Annotated in this window: 17 protein-coding genes; 8 read left to right on the top strand and 9 right to left on the bottom strand. The window is 75.4% G+C overall.

What is annotated here, in order from left to right; all coding sequences use genetic code 11:
* Positions 1 to 181 precede the first annotated feature (181 nt).
* Positions 182 to 3,196: an AAA family ATPase gene (locus ABZW10_RS29535; protein ID WP_355371744.1), complete on the top strand. Its 3,015-nt coding sequence runs from the start codon at positions 182 to 184 to the stop codon at positions 3,194 to 3,196.
* A gap of 44 nt (positions 3,197 to 3,240) precedes the next feature.
* Here ABZW10_RS29535 and ABZW10_RS29530 read toward each other — a convergent pair whose 3' ends face one another.
* Entirely contained in the window at positions 3,241 to 4,494 is a 1,254-nt protein-coding gene (locus tag ABZW10_RS29530) for an MFS transporter (RefSeq protein ID WP_355371741.1), read from the bottom strand.
* A 54-nt stretch (positions 4,495 to 4,548) separates the two neighbouring features.
* On the opposite strand from ABZW10_RS29530, the gene ABZW10_RS29525 reads away from it, so the two are divergent.
* Positions 4,549 to 5,295 (top strand): helix-turn-helix transcriptional regulator, encoded by a 747-nt coding sequence (locus ABZW10_RS29525; protein WP_355371738.1) that lies wholly within the window; start codon positions 4,549 to 4,551, stop codon positions 5,293 to 5,295.
* Between the two features lie 8 nt (positions 5,296 to 5,303).
* Here ABZW10_RS29525 and ABZW10_RS29520 read toward each other — a convergent pair whose 3' ends face one another.
* From ABZW10_RS29520 to ABZW10_RS29485, 8 genes are all read right to left on the bottom strand, one after another.
* Positions 5,304 to 6,206, bottom strand: a complete 903-nt coding sequence (locus tag ABZW10_RS29520) for a virginiamycin B lyase (RefSeq protein ID WP_355371735.1) — start codon at positions 6,204 to 6,206, stop codon at positions 5,304 to 5,306.
* Positions 6,207 to 6,355: 149 nt separating this feature from the next.
* Entirely contained in the window at positions 6,356 to 7,504 is a 1,149-nt protein-coding gene (locus tag ABZW10_RS29515) for an AI-2E family transporter (protein WP_355371732.1), read from the bottom strand.
* A 134-nt stretch (positions 7,505 to 7,638) separates the two neighbouring features.
* Positions 7,639 to 8,070 carry a hypothetical protein gene (locus ABZW10_RS29510; RefSeq protein ID WP_355371729.1) on the bottom strand — a complete coding sequence of 144 codons (432 nt, stop codon included), beginning with the start codon at positions 8,068 to 8,070 and terminating at the stop codon, positions 7,639 to 7,641.
* A 126-nt stretch (positions 8,071 to 8,196) separates the two neighbouring features.
* The gene (locus ABZW10_RS29505; protein ID WP_355371727.1) at positions 8,197 to 9,321 is read right to left on the bottom strand and encodes a winged helix DNA-binding domain-containing protein; all 1,125 of its coding nucleotides are present in this window, start codon (positions 9,319 to 9,321) and stop codon (positions 8,197 to 8,199) included.
* Positions 9,318 to 10,049: a glycerophosphodiester phosphodiesterase gene (locus ABZW10_RS29500; protein ID WP_355371724.1), complete on the bottom strand. Its 732-nt coding sequence runs from the start codon at positions 10,047 to 10,049 to the stop codon at positions 9,318 to 9,320. Before ABZW10_RS29500 ends, ABZW10_RS29505 begins: the two co-directional genes overlap by 4 nt.
* Positions 10,050 to 10,170: 121 nt before the next feature.
* The gene (locus ABZW10_RS29495) at positions 10,171 to 10,605 is read right to left on the bottom strand and encodes a hypothetical protein (RefSeq protein ID WP_355371722.1); all 435 of its coding nucleotides are present in this window, start codon (positions 10,603 to 10,605) and stop codon (positions 10,171 to 10,173) included.
* Between the two features lie 23 nt (positions 10,606 to 10,628).
* Entirely contained in the window at positions 10,629 to 11,045 is a 417-nt protein-coding gene (locus tag ABZW10_RS29490) for a TOBE domain-containing protein (RefSeq protein WP_355371720.1), read from the bottom strand.
* Between the two features lie 238 nt (positions 11,046 to 11,283).
* Positions 11,284 to 12,492 carry an ROK family transcriptional regulator gene (locus ABZW10_RS29485; RefSeq protein WP_355371717.1) on the bottom strand — a complete coding sequence of 403 codons (1,209 nt, stop codon included), beginning with the start codon at positions 12,490 to 12,492 and terminating at the stop codon, positions 11,284 to 11,286.
* 150 nt (positions 12,493 to 12,642) lie between these two features.
* Between ABZW10_RS29485 and ABZW10_RS29480 the strand changes: the two genes are divergently transcribed.
* The 6 genes from ABZW10_RS29480 (at position 12,643) to ABZW10_RS29455 (ending at position 17,276) form a co-directional block, all read left to right on the top strand.
* A complete protein-coding gene (locus ABZW10_RS29480; RefSeq protein WP_355371715.1) occupies positions 12,643 to 13,902 on the top strand; it encodes an MFS transporter in 1,260 nt (419 codons plus the stop codon).
* A 93-nt stretch (positions 13,903 to 13,995) separates the two neighbouring features.
* A complete protein-coding gene (locus ABZW10_RS29475) occupies positions 13,996 to 14,793 on the top strand; it encodes a dienelactone hydrolase family protein (RefSeq protein WP_355371713.1) in 798 nt (265 codons plus the stop codon).
* Entirely contained in the window at positions 14,790 to 14,912 is a 123-nt protein-coding gene (locus ABZW10_RS29470) for a hypothetical protein (protein WP_355371711.1), read from the top strand. The genes ABZW10_RS29475 and ABZW10_RS29470 overlap by 4 nt, the downstream gene beginning before the upstream one ends.
* Before the next feature lie 66 nt (positions 14,913 to 14,978).
* Positions 14,979 to 15,515 carry an RICIN domain-containing protein gene (locus ABZW10_RS29465; RefSeq protein ID WP_355371708.1) on the top strand — a complete coding sequence of 179 codons (537 nt, stop codon included), beginning with the start codon at positions 14,979 to 14,981 and terminating at the stop codon, positions 15,513 to 15,515.
* A 302-nt stretch (positions 15,516 to 15,817) separates the two neighbouring features.
* Complete coding sequence (locus tag ABZW10_RS29460; protein ID WP_355371705.1) at positions 15,818 to 16,531, top strand: VTT domain-containing protein; 714 nt, start codon at positions 15,818 to 15,820, stop codon at positions 16,529 to 16,531.
* 352 nt (positions 16,532 to 16,883) lie between these two features.
* A complete protein-coding gene (locus ABZW10_RS29455; protein WP_355371702.1) occupies positions 16,884 to 17,276 on the top strand; it encodes a cell division protein SepF in 393 nt (130 codons plus the stop codon).
* Positions 17,277 to 17,400: the final 124 nt, after the last annotated feature.

The following is a 17,400-nucleotide window of genomic DNA, read 5'->3' as shown; positions in this document are numbered from 1 at the left end:
ACGCGCACTCACGCCGACCCGCGCGCACTCACGCCGACCCGCGCGAGTCCGCGGCACCGGCCGCGCGGGCGCCGCGCTCCGCATGTGGTCGTACGGTAACCACCCGGTGGTAACGCCGTGCCCGCTCCGTGACCGACCCACCACTCTTCAGAACCGATACCCTGTCAAGTAGCCTGCGGCCATGCGGACCACGTCGTCGATCACCGTCGGCCGCGCGACCGAGCTGGCGATGCTCGGCGACGCGCTGGCCACCGCCCGCCAGCAGGGCGGCGGAGCGGTCTTCCTGCTCGGTGAGGCCGGCATCGGCAAATCCCGGCTGGCCGGCGAATGCGCCTACCAGGCGTACGGGCTGGGCCTGCCGGTGCTGCGCGGGCGGGGCAGTTCGACCGGCACGGTGACACCGTTCCGACCGCTGATCGAGGCGCTCTCCTCCCGCTTCCGGGCCGCCGGACCGCCCAGCGACCCCGAACTCGCGCCCTACCGGCCCGCGCTGGCCCGGCTGGTCCCCGAATGGCGGGACCCGGCGGCGGCCGGCGCGGGCGTCTACCCGGAGAGCGTGGTCGAGCTGGCCGAGGCGCTGCTGCGGCTGCTCGCGGTGCTCGGCCGCGACCAGGGCTGCGTGCTGCTGCTGGAGGACCTGCACGACACCGACGCGGAGACCGTCGCCGTCCTGGAGTACCTGGTCGACAACCTGGCCGGCCTGCCGGTCCTGCTGCTCGCCACGCTGCGCGCCGAACCCGGCCCCGCCCTGGAGCTGGTGCGCGCCGCCGAGCGCCGCCGCGCCGCCACCGTCACCGAGCTGCGGCCGCTGCCGCCCACCGAGGTGGCCGCCCTGGCCGCCACGATCCTGGAGGGCGAGAGCGCCGACCTGCCGGCCGCGCTGATCGGGCACCTCACCGCGCGCGCCGACGGCTGCCCCTACCTGGTCGAGGAGTTGCTCGCCGACCTGCTGGACTCCGGCACACTGCGCCGGGCCGAGAACGGCCGCTGGGCCTTCGCCGACGGCTCGCGCCCCGGCGTGCCCAGCACCATCGTCCGCAGCTGGGGCCACCGGATCGACCAACTCGACCCGCAGGTGCGGGACCTGCTGCTGACCGCGGCCACCCTCGGCAGCCGCTTCTCGGTGACCACCGTGCAGCTGATCACCGGGTACGACGACCGCACCCTGTTCAGCCATCTGCGCTCGGCCTGCGAGGCCAATGTGATCGTGCCGGACGGTGCCGCCCCGGACCGCTACGCCTTCCGGCACGCGCTGACCGCCGACGCGGTGACGGCCGCCCTGGCTCCCGCCGAACGCGCCGCACTGGCCCGTCGGGCGGCCCGCGCGATCCTCCGCGCCGACCCCGAACTCGCGGAGGAGCGCCGCCAGTTGGTCGCCGCACTGCTGCTCGTCGGCGGGGACCGGGCCGGCGCGGCGGTGCACTTCGCGGAGGCCGGCCGACGGGTGCTGGAGGCGGGCGCGGCCGGGTCCGCGGTGGTCCTGCTGGAGCGCGCGCACGAACTCGCCGGGGATGCCGAACGGGCCGGCGTCACCGAGCGGCTGCTGCCCGCGCTGGCCGAAGCCGGGCAGCTGGACCGGGCCTTCGAGCTGGTCCGGACCCTGCCGCCGGTCCCGCCCGCGCCGCCCGCCGGCACCGTCCCGGCGGTCGAGCGCCGGATCGACCTGCACACCCGGCTCGCCTGGGCGGCCGTGATGGCCGAACGCGGCACCGATGCCCGGGACCAGGTGGCCGCCGCGCGCGCCCTCACCGCGGGGCGGCCCCGTCCCGAGCAGGACGCCGCGCTGGCCGTCGTCGAGGGCCACCTCGCGCTGCTGCCGGACCACGGGTCACCGGGCCCGGACGGCGCCCCCGGCGGCGCCCCTCACGAGCCGTCAACCGCCCCGGCCCCGGCCCCGGACGCGGCGGCCCGCCTCGCCGAGGCCGAGTTGCGCGCCCGCCGCGCCGCCGAGGTGGCCGAGCGCTCCGGCCTGCCGGTGGTCGCCTGCCAGGCCTGGCAGCTGCTCGCCCTGCTCGCCCGCGAACGCGGCTTCGACGCCGCCGACGCCTGCCTGGAGCGGATGCTGACCGTCGCCGAGGCGCACACCCTGCCCGTCTGGCGGGTCGAGGCGATGCTGCGGCTGGGCGCCAACGCCTTCATGCGCACCGGCGACGGCACCCGGCTGGAGCGGGCCCGGGAGGCCGCCGCCGGGCTCGGCGCGATCGTGCTGACCCAGACCCTGGACGGCCTGCTCGCGATGAACGCCGTGATGCGCGGCGAGTGGAGGACCGCCCGCGCCACCGTCGACCGCTGCCTGGACGCCACCGCCCGCCTGCACAACCTCGCCGCCCACCGCTACCTGCTGCTCTCCTCCGCCACCCTGGCCGCCCACCTCGGCCGGACCCGGGAGATGGAGGGCGAACTGGCCCGGTTCCGCCAGGCCGGCGGCGACGAGTCCTTCCTGACGCCGCTGCGCTTCGGGCTCTGCCGCGCGGTCGGCGCGCTGCTCGCCGAGGACCGCGCCGGGGCGCGCGCCGAACTCGACGCCGGGCTGGCCTGGGAGGAGCGCCACCCCAGCGTCTTCTACCTGGCCGGACGGCACGGCCTGCACCCGTTGCTGGAGGTGGTCGAGGGCCGCTGGGACCGCGCCGAACTGGACCTGGCCGCCGCCGCGCCCGCCGCCGAACTCGCCTGGAACCGTCAGTTCCTGCGCTTCGCCGACGCGGTGCTGCTGGGCCGCGAGGGCCGCCCCGAGCAGGCCGCCCGCGCCCTCGCCGGGGCCCGGCCGACCGCCGCGGCCTTCCCGCTCGCGCACCACCTCGCACTGCGGCTCGCCGCCGAGGCCGCGCTCACCGACGGCTGGGGCGAGCCGGTGGCCTGGCTGCGCACCGCCGAGGAGTACTTCCACCAATTGGAGATCCAGCCGGTGGCCGCCGCATGCCGCACCCTGCTGCGGCGAGCGGGGGCGAGCGTCGCCCAGCACCGCGGCGGCCGCGACGCGGTGCCCGCGGACCTGCGCACCTGCGGGGTGACGGTCCGCGAGTACGAGGTGCTGCTGCTGCTCGCCGACCGGCCCGGCAATCAGGAGCTGGCCCGCCAACTGTCCATCTCCCCGCGCACGGTGGAGAAGCACCTGGCCAACCTGATCGCCAAGACCGGCCGCCGCGACCGCGCCGCGCTCTGCGCGCTCGCCACCGAGCTGCGCACCTCGTCCTGAGCGCACCCCGTCCTCGGCACACCGCATCCTCGGCACACCGCGGGTCAGGGCCGCCCCGCCCGCCCGACGGTCCCGGCCTCCTGCCACGGCACGGCCTTCGGCGGCTCCGGCGCGGCCGGCTCGCGCGGGTCCCCGGCCGGCTCGGGCAGACGGCGGGCGAGCGCCCAGGCCAGCGCGCACAGCACGGCCAGCGGCGCGAGTGCGGTGCGCAGCCCGGTGTGGTCGGCGAGCAGGCCGATGGCCGGGCCGGCGAGGCCCCCGACGCTGACGGCGAGGCCGAGGGTCACCCCACTGGCGGTGCCGATCCGGCTCGGCAGGTAGTCCTGGCCGAGCGTCACCTGGAGCGAGAACGGCACGTACAGGGCCAGCGAGATCAGCGCGGCGAAGCCGTACAGGGCGACCGGTCCGGGCACCAGCAGCAGTCCGGCGACGGCCGGGACGGCGGCCGCGTAGGAGAGCCGGACCGTCCGCACCCGGCCCCAGCGGGCGGCGCACCAGCCGCCGAGCACCGTGCCGACCGCGCCGCCGGCGAACAGCGTGAAGAGCGCCACGGTCCCCGTCCCGGAGTCGCCCCGGCCGAGCCGCTGCTGGGCGTAGAGGGCCACGAAGGAACTCAGCCCGACGAAGACCACCGAGCGGCAGCCGATCACCCCCGAGAGCCACAGGAACGCGGGCCAGTCGTCACGCCGGGCGTCGCCCGTTCCGCCGGCAGCGGTCCCGGCGGCACGGGCGGCCAGGGTGCGGACCACCGGTGCGGTGAGCAGCGCGGCGGCGAGCGCGGGCACCGCCAGCCAGGGGGTCGCGCCGAGGCCGCCGGCCGCCAGCACCGGGCCGACCATCAGCGGGGCGAGTGCGAAGCCGATGTTGCCGCCGAGCGAGAACCAGCCCATCCGGGTGTGGCTGTCGCCGCTCGCGGCGCGCGCCAGCCGCGCGGACTCGGGGTGGTAGGCGGCGACCCCGACGCCGGAGAGCGCGACCGCCGCACAGAGCAGCGCGTAGGGGCCGAAGAGCCCGGCCAAGCCGACGCCGATCCCGGCGGCCGCGGTGGCGGCCGGGATCAGCCAGGGCATCGCCCAGCGGTCGGTGAGCGCGCCGAACAGCGGCTGCACGATCGAGGAGAGCAGGGTCGCCGCCAGCACGACCCCGGCGGCGGAACCGTAGTCGAGGCCGCGCTCGGCGACCAGGAAGGGGACGAGCGCGGGCACCACGCCCTGGTAGAGGTCGACGGCGGCATGGCCCGCCGCCAGTACCGCGATCGGGGCGGCGCCGGAGGGGACACGGGATCGAAGAGTGGTCACGGAGCGATCCTCGGCCCGGCAGACGGTGGCGGACTTCCGATAAAATGCCGGACGATGCCGACTTTCCGCCAATCTGACGGTTCACCCGATCTGACGGTCACCCGACCACTGGCCGCCGGTTCGACCGTCTCCGAGCACCGGCACGAGGTGCACCAGATCGTCTACGCGGGCCGGGGCGTGCTCGCGGTGACCACCGCCGCGGGCACCTGGGTCGCCCCGGCGACCCGGGCGCTGTGGATCCCCGCCGGGACCGGCCACCGGCACCGCGCCTACGGACCCACCGTGCTCCACACCGTGGGCCTGCCGCTGGGGCACAATCCGCTGCGGCTGACCCGCCCGGCGGTACTGGCGGTGGGCCCGCTGCTGCGCGAACTGCTGATCGCCTACAGCAGTCCGGGCACCGAGGGCACGCCCGAGGGACGGCGGATGCTGGCCGTCCTGCTGGACCGGCTGCGCCGCGCCCCCGAGCAGCCGCTGCACCTCCCGGTGCCGCGCGACCCGCGGCTCGCGGCGGTCGCCGCCCTGCTCGACGCCGACCCGGCCGACGGCCGCGCCCTCGGCGAGCTCGGCCGGGCGGCCGGGGCCGGTGAGCGCACGCTGAGCCGGCTCTGCCGCGAGGAGCTGGGCATGACCTTCCCGCAGTGGCGCACCCAGCTGCGGCTGCACCACGCCCTGCGCCTGCTGGCCGAGGACGTCCCGGTCACCGCGGTGGCGCACCGCTGCGGCTGGGCCTCGGCCAGTGCGTTCATCGACGTCTTCCGCCGCACCTTCGGCCACACCCCGGCCGCCCACCACCGCTGACGTACGCCCTACGGTGCCAGCCGGACGATCTCCCCGATCTCCAGCGCCGCGTGGACGGCGCCGTCCGGGGTGACGGTGATGCCGTGCGGCTCGGCGCCCTCGACCGGCAGCGGGTGGCCGGCGTAGCGGCCGTCGGGGGTGAGGGAGCCGATCCGGCCGGCTCCCCACTCGGTGAACCAGAGCCGGCCGTCCGGGGCCGCGGCGATGGCGTGCGGGCGGGCAGCGCGGTCGGGCAGCGGATGCTCCGTCACCTCGCCCGCGACGGTGATCCGGCCGATCTGGCCGGCCCCGATCTCGACGAACCAGAGCGCGTCGCCGGCCCGGGCGATGCCGACCGGGGCCGCGCCCTTGGTGGGCAGCGGATGCAGGGCGACCTCCCCGTCCGCGGTGATCCGGCCGACCGCCCCGCCCTGGTTGAGGGTGAACCAGAGGGCCCCGTCCGGTCCGGCCGTGATCATCGACGGGTAGCCGCCGGAGACCGGCAGCGGATGCTCCGTCACCTCGCCGTCCACGGTGATCCGCCCGATCCGGTCGGCGTTGAGCTCGGTGAACCAGAGCGCCCCGTCGGGCCCGGCCGCGATCCCGTACGGACCGCCCGCGGTGGGCAGCTCGTAGCAGCGGGCCTCGCCGTCGACGGTGATCCGGCCGATCCGGTGGTCGCCCGTCCGGGTGAACCAGAGTGCCCCGTCGGGACCCGCCGTGATCACCGAGGGCGCGCACCCGGGCGCGTCGAGCCCGTACCGGGTGACGCTCCCGTCGGCCGCCAGCCGCCCGACCTCCCCGGCGTGCACCAGGGTGAACCACAGGGCTCCGTCCGGCCCGACGGTGAGCCCGTACGGTCCGGCCGCCCCGTCCGACACCACGAACCGTTCCACCGTCGTCCTCCCCACCGTCGTCCTCCCCACCGTCATCCTCCGACCAGCGCCTCTCCTCGGCCCTCCGGCGATCCTCCGCCCCGGCCAGGGCACTCTGCCCCACCCGTCCGGCACCGGCAACCGGAATTTCGCGGCGACGGGCCTCCGGTCCGACCGGCAGGCGCAGGCCGCGGCCGTCCGCCCGCCTACTCCTGATACCCCTCAGCCGGGTCCGCGACGGGTTCGGTCCCGTCGCCGTCCCGGTCCCCGCGCCGCCCGCGGCCGGGGGCGCCGCGCAGGACGGAGACAACCCCGAGCCCGGCGGCGCAGACCGGGACGGCCAGCAAGGCTCCGATGATGCCGGCGATCCCGGAGCCGGCCACCACGGCGACCATGATGGTGGCCGGGTGCAGCTCCACTGTCCGGCTCTGGATCAGCGGCTGGAGGACGTTGCCCTCGACGACCTGGACGGCGACCACCACACCGAGCGCCCAGAGCGCCGTTCCCACGCCGCCGTCGGCGAGGGCGACCAGCACCGCGACCGTGCCGGAGAGGAAGGCGCCGACAAACGGGATGTAGGCGCCCATGAAGACCAGCGCGCCGAGGCCGGGTGCGCCGGGGACTCCGAGGACGAGCAGTCCGACGGTGATGAAGAAGGCGTCGATGAGGGCGATCAGGGTGGTGCCGCGCATGAAGCCGGCCATCGCCTCGAAGGCCCGCTCACCGCAGGCCACCACCGTCTCGGCGGTGCGCTCGGGCAGGTAGGAGCGGATGGTCTCGCCGGTGCGGTGGCCGTCGCGGAGGAAGAAGAAGACCAGGGCGAGCGCGAGCACACCACCGGTGGCCACCTGGGTGGCGAGGCCGAGGCCGGTGAGCACGCTGTCGGTCAGGGTCGTGACGAGGGTGCTGGTCTCGCCCTTGGCGTTGTCCAGCACGTGCCGGATCTTCTCGCCGAAGGGGCCGAGCCACTCGGCGAGCCGGTCGCCGGCCTCCTGGAGGGCGGTGGCGATCTGCGGGGCGCTGTGCACCAGGGAGTTCACCAGCAGGGCGATGACCGTGCCGACGGCGGCCACCAGCACGGCGCAGGTGAGTCCGGCGGCGAGGGAGCGGCTGACGCCGCGTCGGACCATCCACGGCATCACGGGCTGGAGCAGCGAGGTGCCGAGCAGCGCCAGGATCACCGGCACGGTGGCGGCCCGCAGTTCGACGAGGGCGAAGACGACGAGCGAGGCGACGGTGATCAGCAGCACCAGCGCCGCGGACCAGGCGGCAGCCGCCCGGACCGGGGCCGGCAGCATCAGATAGGGGCGTCGGTGGTCGGCGGGTGGCCGTTCGGACGGAGTCTGCCCCGGCATCCGTTCCTCCGTCCGGTCGATCGGTCCAGGTCTGCCCCATCTCAGCAGATGATCCGATCATGCGCCTGTTTTATCCCTTGGGGACGGCGCCCGCCCCGGCGGTCACGGCACGTCCGGGGCGGGCGGGCCGGCGCTCAGTCGCGGCGCTCGAACAGCCAGGCCTGCCGCTGGTCCTGGACCTCCAGCGGCCGCAGCGCGGTGCGCGGCGGGAAGATGTCCAGCACGCTCAGGTCCAGCGCCAGCTCCTGGCCGTCGACCGGCCCCCCGGGGACGACGACATGGAAGGAGGACCGCTCGGCGGCCTGGTAGAGCGCCCATTCGAACGCCTCCTCGGTACCCCGGACCTGCTGGTTCACCTCCGGCGGGCCGTCCAGGCCGACGTGGTCGCCGTGCCGGAGGTTCCTGATGACGACGTTTCCGTTGTCGCGGGCGGTCACCTCCCACTCCTGCTCCCCGGGCTCACCGGTCGGGTTCAGGACGACCACGAACTCCTTGGAGGCCTGGAGGGTGAGCAACTGCTCGGTGGGCTTGGCGATCGCGTAGACGCCATTGTGCACAGGGGCCACGGCCGACTCCACTTCGGTAGGGGTGGGTCGATTCAAGCCAGTCGAGCCGGTACGGACACGGAGCACCGCCGCCGGCCCACTCCAATGAGTCACCGCGCCCGCACCTCCGTCCGGCCGTCGAACGCGCTATCCGGCCTCCTCGAAGCGGACCGGACCGTCGCCGCCCGCGAAGGCGAGCACCCGTTCGGCCTCGGCCAGTGCCGCGTCCCGGTCGGCCCGGCCGAGCGGCGTGAACGGGCGGACCGTCACCGACCGGGCCCCGGTGCCCTCCTCCGACAGCTGCCAGCTCCCGGCGACCAGGCCGTCCACCAACAGGGTGCCGAGCACGATGCCGTTCTGGGTCATCACCCGCGGCCGGTACGCCTCGGGCAGCACCCGGGTGCGGTCGGCGTGCGAGAGCAGCAGGTTGTCGAACGGGGCGACCAGCCGGACCGGGGCCGGGGCGTCCGGGCCGGGCCGGGGCGCCTCGGGCAGGTCGTACAGCAGCCGGCCCTGCTCGTCGCGGAAGGTGACCAGGCCCGGGGCGAGCCGCTTCAGCACCGGCGCGAGCCGGCTGAGGCCGCACCACTTCTGCAGGTCCGCGACGGTGGCCGGGCCGAAGGCGGCGAGGTAGCGCAGCGCGAGGGCGTCCGGCGCGGGCACCGGGTCGAGCGGCCGGCCGAGCCAGGCCTCGGCGGTGGTGTGCGCGGCGGGACCGCCGCGACCCCACAGACCGCGCGGCGGGACCTGCACCAGCGGCAGCAGGCAGCGCGCGGCCTGGGCGAGCGCGGCCGGATCGCGGTCGGGGCGGGTGGCGGCCAGTTCGGTGCCCAGCCGCAGGAAGGTGCGCGGCTCCGCCTCGACGAGGGCGCGCGCCTCGACGGCCAGCGCGTCGAGGTCGAGGCCGGCCAGCCGCTTGCCGTAGGTGGTGCGCAACTGCTGCTCCAGCAACGGCTGCAGCAGGGGCCGCAGGGTCAGGCAGTCCTCGGCGGTGACCAGGTGGATGGTGCCGCGCTGGAGGGCGATCCGCACGGCCCGCCGGGTCTCGATCAGCCCGGTCAGCGCCTCGGGGGTGAAGCCGTCGAGCCGGGCGAGCAGACCGAGGTAGGGCGGCTGCGGGGCGGCCTGGGCCTGGAGGCCGCCGAGGTGTTCGATCATGTCCGCCGGGGTGGCGGCGCTGCGCTCCAGCAGGTGCTGACGGGCCAGCAGCGCGCGGCCGAGCGCCCGTCGGCCCAGCACCCCGCCGTCGTCCCCCCGCGGGCCCCCGGTCACCGGCGGCCGTCCAGGACGGAGCGCAGCAGGGCGATCCGGTTGCTGGTGATCGAGTCGACGCCGGCCTCGTTCAGCTTGCGCATGGTGCGGCGCAGGTCGGCGGTCCAGGTGGAGACGGCCAGGCCGGCCTGGTGGGCGGCGGCGGTGAAGGCGGGGGTGGCCAGGCCGAACGGCGGGTTGATGTACCGCGGGCGCAGGTCGTCGAGCAGGGCGCGCACGGGCAGCCGGGGCTGCTTCCAGGTGAGCGCGATCTCGGCGTCGGGCGCCAGCGCCCGGACGGCCAGCATCGCGGTGGTGGGACCGCAGAAGCCGACCCGCTGCTCGGCGCCGAGATCGGCGACGACCTCCCAGGTGGCGGCGGCCGGGCCCGCGTCGTCGAGGTCGATGAGCAGCTTGGCGCCGGGCGCGGCGGCGGCGGTGGCCTTGAGCGCCTCGGCGAGGGTGGGCACGCGGTACCGGCCGTCGTCGAAGGCGTCGAGCTGTTCGGCGGTGAGCCGGGCGAGCGGGCGCGGGTCGCCCCAGAGGCGTTCGAGGGTGGCGTCGTGCAGCAGGACCGGGACCCGGTCGCGGGTCAGTTGGACGTCGACTTCGACGGCGTCGGCTCCGGCGGCGAACGCGGACTCCACGGAGGGCAGGGTGTTCTCGCGGTGGCGGTACGGGTCGCCGCGGTGGGCGACGGCGAGGACGGGGCGGCGGCGGGCGGCGGAGGCGGTCATCGGTCCGTTCATCGATCCGTTCTTCGGTCCGGTCAGCGGTCGAGCAGCGGTCTCGGCGGGCGGCGGTCCTGACGGGCGGCGGTCCCGGCGGGCGGCGCCTCGGTGCGTGGGCCGGGCGGCCGGGCGGCCGGGGTCAGCGGAGCTTGCGCGCCAGCCACGGGGTCAGGGTGTACAGGGTGACGGCCTCACGGTAGCTCCGCTCGCCCGGCACGGTGACGATCATGGTGCAGGAGGGCGGGAAGACCCGTTGCCTGAGGTGGACCAGGCCGGTCCAGACCGAGTTCAGGAAGGCCGGGACGCTGTCCCGCGGCACGTCGAAGGCGATGGTGTCGACGGTGACCACGGCCTCGTCGTGGACGAAGAGGCGAACGGTCACCTCGGGCGGTCCGGTGATCTCGACCAGCGCCTCGTGCGGGATCCCGGCCGGTTCGTCGGCGCCGACCAGGCCGGCGAAGGTCTGGTCGCGGCCGATGTCATGGCTGGTCCGCACCGAGCGGCCGTGCCGGGCGGCCATCGCCTCGATGGCGAAGACCGCGCTCTGGGTGGACGGCAGCGCTTCGTGGGGCATCGGTGGTCCCTTCCTCGGGGCGCTCAGCGGCGTTCGATCATCACATTGGTGGACTTGATGACTGCCGTGGCCGCCGCTCCCGGCACCAGCTCCAGCTCCTCCGCCGACTCCCGGCTGATCAGCGACACCACCCGGAACGGTCCGGCCTGGATCTCCACCTGGGCGGCGACATCGCCGAGCACCACGTCGGTGACGATGCCCGGGAAGCGGTTGCGGGCCGAGGAGGGCCGGCCCTCCGCGGCGGCCGTCTCGGGGCGGGCCAGTTCCCGCGCGAAGGCGGCCAGCTCGGCGCCGGCGATGATCCGGTGGCCGTGCTCGTCGCGCTCGGCGGTGATCCGGCCGGCGTCCACCCAGCGCCGCATGGTGTCGGCGCTCACGCCGAGCAGCGCGGCGGCCTCGCCGATGCGGTACGGGTTGGCCGGTGCCCCGGGCTGGCCCATGGTTGCGACTCCTGACGGTGGTGCGGACGGTCGGCCGGCAAGCGGGAGCCCCTGGTCCACCCCCGCCCGGTCGCGGCCCGCGGCCCATCCTGCCGTACCGGCCGACCGCCGGCGCACACCCCCGTAGGGGCTGCCCTCGGACTCCCGCCCGCCGAGCCGCGTCCGGGCCCGCACGCCCCCGGGCGGACGACGGGAGTTCGGCGACGGGAGATCGAGGACGGGAGTTCGAGGACGGCGCCTAGGGTTCGCCGAAGAGGTCCCGTCGGGCGGCGTCGCCGGCGGTGAGCACGGCGCCGCCGAGCACCGCGCCGCCGCCCGCCTCGCCGGGGCGGACCTCGGTGCGCAGTGGGGAGAGCCCGGCGAGCCGCCGCTCCACCCGGGCGGCGAGCTCGGCGCCGCCGGCCCGGCCGATCTCGCCGCCGAGTACGACGCAGCCGGGGTCGAGCACCACGCAGACCGCGGAGACGCCGAGGGCGATCCGCTCGGCGAGCTCGTCCAGGAACGGCCCGCCCGGCAGCCCGTCACCGAGGGCGTCGAGGGCCGCGCGGACGGCGGTCTCGGCGGCCGCGGCGTCGTCGGCCGCCCCGGCGGGCAGCCCGTGGGCGCGGGCCAGCGCGCAGACGGCGGCGCTGCCGGCGAGGCTGTGGAAGCCGCCCTCGCAGCTGGTCGCGGAGGGCAGGGAGACGGTGCCGGGGACGGGCAGGAAGCAGATCTCACCGGTGCCGCCGCCGGCGCCGCGGCGCAGCTTGCCGTCGAGGACGACGGCGGCGCCGACGCTGTGGCCGAGCCAGACGAGCACGAAGTCGTCCCGGCCGCGGGCGGCGCCGATCCGGTACTCGGCGCGGCCGGCGAGGTTGACCTCGTTCTCCAGGATCACATCGGTGCCGGGCAGGTCGCGCAGGGCGGCGAGGAGCTCGACGTGCCAGGCGGGCAGCACGCCCGTGGACTGCAGCCGGCCGGTGGCCGGGTCGACCAGGCCGGGGGCGCCGACGGCGACGGTGTGCAGGTGCTCGACGCCGGCCCGGCGGGCGGCGTCGAGCAGGGCGGCGACGATCCGGTCGGCGGCGGCGCGGTGGGCGGCGGCGTCGGGCCCCGGCTCGGCGACGGCGATCTCGGCGGCGGCCAGCGTCTGCCCGGCCAGGTCGGCGACCACCAGGGTGACGCCGCCGGAGCGCACGTCGACGGCCCCGAGGTGGGCGCGGGAGGCGACCAGGGCGTAGAGCCGGGCGTTGGGGCCGCGGCGCTGCTCGCCGCGTTCGCCGACGACGGCGACCAGTCCGGTCCGCCGGAGCCGGTCGAGCAGGTCGGCGACCGTCGGCCGGGAGAGCCCTGTGAGGTCGCGCAGCTCGGTCGCGGTGAGGGGTCCCTGCTCGAGCAGCAGGTTGAGCGCCAAGCGGTCGTTGATCGCCCGGGCGGTGCTCGGCGTGGCCGTACGCGCGGTGGTCATGGCCGGACATCCTTCCAGAGTGTTTCTATCAGGGTCCCTTCCTGATAATTTATCGAACCGTCGCCGCTGCCACGTCGACGGGCACCACCGCACCCCCACACCACCCCCAGGGCACCGCCGCGCCGCGCGCGGCCGGGAGGGAAGAACCGGATGACCACCAGCCCGACCACAGGACCATCATTCGACGACCCGGGCGCCGCACGCCGGGCCCGCATCGCCGTCGCCCTCGCCTTCGCCGTGCACGGCGCCGTCGGCGGCACCTTCGCGAGCCGGATCCCTTGGCTCAAGGACCACCTCGGCCTCTCCCCCGGCCAACTCGGCCTGGCCCTGGTGATGCCGGCCATCGGCTCGTCCCTCGCGATGCCGCTGGCCGGCCGGATCGTGCACCGCTACGGCGGACGGGCGGCGGTGGGCGGACTGCTGGCGCTCTGCTGCCTGGGTCTCCCGCTGCCCTCACTGGCCCCCTCCCTGCCGGTGCTCTGCCTGTTCCTGCTGGCCTACGGCGCGGCGGCGGGCATGTCGGACGTCGCGATGAACGCGCAGGGCGTGGAGATCGAGCAGCGGATCGGCCGCTCCATCATGTCCGGGCTGCACGGCATGTGGAGCGCGGGCTGTCTGGTGGCGGCGGGCGTCGGCATCCTGGCCGCCCATCAGGACTTCGACCCCCGGGTGCAGATCGCCGTCACCGCCGTCGTCCTGCTCGCCCTCACCCGAGCCGCCTGCCGCGCGCTGCCGGATCTGCGGGCGCCCGAACAGGCCGAGGCGCCACCGCGGTTCGCGCTGCCGCCGCGCAGTTCGCTGGCGATCGGACTGGTCGGCTTCTGCGCGGTGTTCGCCGAGGGCGCCTCGATGGACTGGAGCGGCGTCTACCTGCGTGAGGTCACCGGCGCCTCGCCCGCCGTGGCGGCGGCCGCCTACACCGCGTTCTCGCTCACCATGGCGGTCAGCCGGCTGGCCGGCGACGCGGTGATCCGCCGGCTGGGCGCCGTCCGGGCCACCCGGCTGAGCGGTGCGATCGCCACCGCCGGCGGGCTGCTGGTGGTCGCGGCCGACCGGCCCGCGCTCGCCGTCCCCGGTTTCGCCCTGATCGGGATCGGCGTCGCCGTGGTGGTCCCGCTGGCCTTCGCCGCGGCCGGCCGCAGCGGCGGCAACCCCAGCCAGGCCATCGCCGGCGTCGCCACCGTCACCTACACCTCGAGCCTGATCGCCCCGGCGATCGTGGGCGGGCTCGCCCAGGCCACCTCGCTGACCGTCTCCTTCGGTGTGGTCACCGCGCTCTCCGTGGCCCTGCTGCTGAGCGCGGGCGCGCTGCGCCGGGCCGAGGGGCGGGCCACGGACGGCCCCGACCCGGAAAGCGTGATCACTCCGGAATCGAAAAACGCTTTCGGAAAAAATACCCCTGCGATATGATGAGAAATTCCTCGGAGAATTCTCGCTAGCATCTCGAACCGCCGGGCGCGCACACCGCGCGCCCGGCGGTTCCGCTGTTGCGAAGGATTTCCGATGTGCTACGAGGCCGAAGCCGCCCCGCCCGTCTTCACCCCCGCGACCCACACCCTGGCCGAGACCGCCGACCTCACCCTGACCTCGGCCGACGGCACCGCTTTCGGCGCCTTCCTGGCCCGCCCGGAGCACCCGGCCGGGCCGGGCGTGCTCGTGCTGCCGGACAACAAGGGCCTTTCCGCTTTCTACCGGCGAACCGCCGTCCAGCTCGCCGAACAGGGATTCCCGGCACTCGTCGTCGGCTATTACGGCCGCACCGCCGGAGCCGACCCGAAGGGCCGCGCGCCGGAATTCGGCGAGCTGCCGAACCTGCTGCCGCACCTGCTCGCCCTCACGCCCGAGGGCCTCGACGCCGATCTCACCGCGGGCATCGGCCGGCTGCGCGCGCTGGGCGCCGCCAAGGTCGTCGCGCTCGGCTTCTGCTTCGGTGGCCGCCAGGCCTTCCGCGCCGCCGCACCGCGCTTCGGCCTGGCCGGCGCGGTCGGCTTCTACGGCTACCCCGACACCGTCAACGGCGCCCCGGGGCCGACCCAGCTCGCCGCCGGCTTGAGCGCACCGATCCTCGCCTTCTGGGGCGGCGCCGACGAGCACATCCCGCCGAGCACGGTCGCCGCCTTCGACGCCGCGCTCACCGAAGCCGGGTGTGAACACGAGTTCATGACTTTTCCTCAGGCTCCGCACAACTATTTCGAACTGACGGCTGTCCAACACCGCGACGCCGCAAGGGAGTCGTGGTTCCGACTCCTCGGCTTCCTGTCCGAGCGCACCACCCGTCGCACCTCAGGAGGGCATCCGTGACCGAAGACGCCCCCGCGCGAAGACGCCGCCTCGGCGCGGCCCTCGGCGCACTCGCCACCGCCGCCGCGGCCGTCGTGGTCTCACCCGGCGCCGCCCATGTCACCCTGCCTTCCTTCTGACAGCGCCCCCGGTGCCGGGACGCGCCGCCGTCCCGGCACCGGGACCGATCACCCCTGAGGAGTCCCATGTCCATCCGCCCCGCCGCCGTCCTGCTCGCCCTCAGCACGGCACTCGCCCTCGCCGCCCCCGCCGCGCAGGCCGACACCTCCCACCCCACCCCGCCCTCCGAACCGTTCGCCATCACGAACCTCAACTCCGGCAAGTGCCTGGAGGTGGCCGACTGGCGCACCGACGACGGCGCCCCCGTCCGCCAGTGGACCTGCCACGGCGGCGCCAACCAGAAGTGGTTCCGGGTCGCCGGCGGCATCCTGGTCAACGTGAACAGCGGAACGTGCCTGGACGTCCCCGGCTACAGCACCGAGCCCGGCACCCAGCCCGTGGTGTGGCGCTGCAACGGCGGCACCAACCAGCAGTGGGCCGAGAACCTGATGCACTCCGGGACGCGCCGCTACGCGAACGTGAACAGCGCGCTCGTGCTCGACGTCGCCTTCGGCAGCAAGGAGGACGGCGCGCCCGTCATCCAGTGGAACCCGATCGACGTGCCCGTCGCCTACAACCAGATCTGGATCCCCTCGAACTTCACCTCGGGCCCGACCTCCTGACCACCCGCCCCCGGCCGGCAGTGGAGTGCATCCAGTCACCCGGGAGATCACCGTGCGCACCTACCGCAGCACCCGGGCACCCGGGCACCCAGGCCGTCCAGTGGACCTGCAACCGCGGGCTCGACCAGGCCTGGTACGTGCACGACCTGGACGTCTTCGGGAACAACCCGGACGCCGGGCGCCGGTCGGCCGGTGGTGGCGCAGTACCGACGACAACCAGCGCTGGCGCTGACCCCTCCCCGCGCCCGGTCCGCCCCGCACCCGTGTGCCGGACGGGCCGGGCGCCCGGTTAGGCTCGGGCCGTGCCCGAACCCGTGACCTCCCCGCCTCCGCCCGGTCCCGCCCCGGCCGACCCGCCGGAGCGTTCGCCGTGGCCGCGGTTCGCCCTGCTGGTGGCGATCCTCGGCGCGGCGACGGCCTCGCTGCTGCTGTGGAGCCCGACCGCCCTGCTCGACGGCAGTCTGTTCACCGGGACGCCCTGGTACTGGCGCGTTCCGCTGTTCACCGCGGTGTACGCGGTCGGCACGGTGGCCTTCTTCCCCCGGCCGGCCCTGAACGCGGCCGCCGGGCTGCTGCTCGGCGTGCAGCAGGGACTGTTGCTGGCCGTGCTGGGCACCACGCTCGGGGCCGCGGTCGCCTTCGGCCTGGCCCGCTGGCTGGGGCAGGACGCGCTCCGGCGCTTCCTGCGCGGGCGGATGCTGCTGGCGATCGACCGGCGCTTCACCGACCAGGGGTTCCGCAGCGTCCTGCTGCTCCGGCTCCTCCCCGGCCTGCCGTTCCAGGCGGCCACCTACGGCGCGGCCGTCTCCGGGGTCCGCTTCCCGGCGTTCATCCTCGCGACCGCGCTCGGGGTGGTCCCGGTCACGGCGGTCTACGTCGCCGCGGCGGCCACCGCGCGCGAGCCGGGGTCGACCGGTTTCCTGCTCTCGGCCGGGCTGATCGGGCTGATCGGCGTCGCGGGCCTGGTCCCCGTGGTGCGGGCGGCCGTCCGGCGGCGGCGCGCGGTCCAGGCCTGAGCGCGGGGCGCCCGGGGCGGCACGCCGGGCGCGGGACACGCCGATGCGCTCGGCCGGACGGGGCCGTTGTCGGTCCCGTGTGAAATCGTTCCCGCATTGTTGACAGAAGGTCAATTGCCCGGTGGACCCGACCGATATCTTCTACGCGCGCAACCGTACGTCCTTCTCCCGCGTCCTTCTGATGCCCGGGTCCGCCCGGACCGTCGGCGCGGCGCGACTCGTACGGACGGCGCGAGCGGGCACGACACCGGTGATCAGTGCGATACTCGGACAGTTCCGACGAGTGGATGACGTGTCAAAAGGGCACGCGCACCGGGGGACCTGTATCGGAACAGAGGCAGGGAGGCGCGGCATGGGAGCACTTCGCGACGAGCACCACAACGGGTGGCTGATGCCCTCCGGGAGCTACCCGGCCGCGGTGTACGAGGACGAGTGGGTCGAGCAGGAGACGGTACCGTCCTCCCCCGCCCCCACAAAGATCGTCTCCCTGCGGCCGACCGGATTCGAGGCGGCCCGCACGGTCGGCGAGCACATCCGGGCGAGCACCCCGGTGGTCATGGACCTCACCGAGATGGAGGAGGCCGAGGCCAAGCGCATGGTCGACTTCGCCTCCGGTCTGATCTTCGGCACCCGTGGCGGCATCGAGCGGATCGCCCGCCGGGTGTTCCTGCTCACCCCGGCGGACGTCGAGGTGATGGTGATCGACCGCCCGCTCGACGAAACCGGCTTCTACAACCAGAGCTGACCGGCCGGGACGGGCCGGAGGACAGAGAACCGGGGACGGCAACCGCCGTCCCCGGTTCTCTGTCGTCCGGCCCCGGTACGCTCACGCCTCGAACGAGACGCCGGAATCAATTCTGAGACACCCA

The sequence above is a fragment of the Kitasatospora sp. NPDC004723 genome, from assembly GCF_040609255.1.
Classification (GTDB): Bacteria; Actinomycetota; Actinomycetes; order Streptomycetales; family Streptomycetaceae; genus Kitasatospora.
This window is presented reverse-complemented; position numbering and strand designations above follow the sequence as displayed.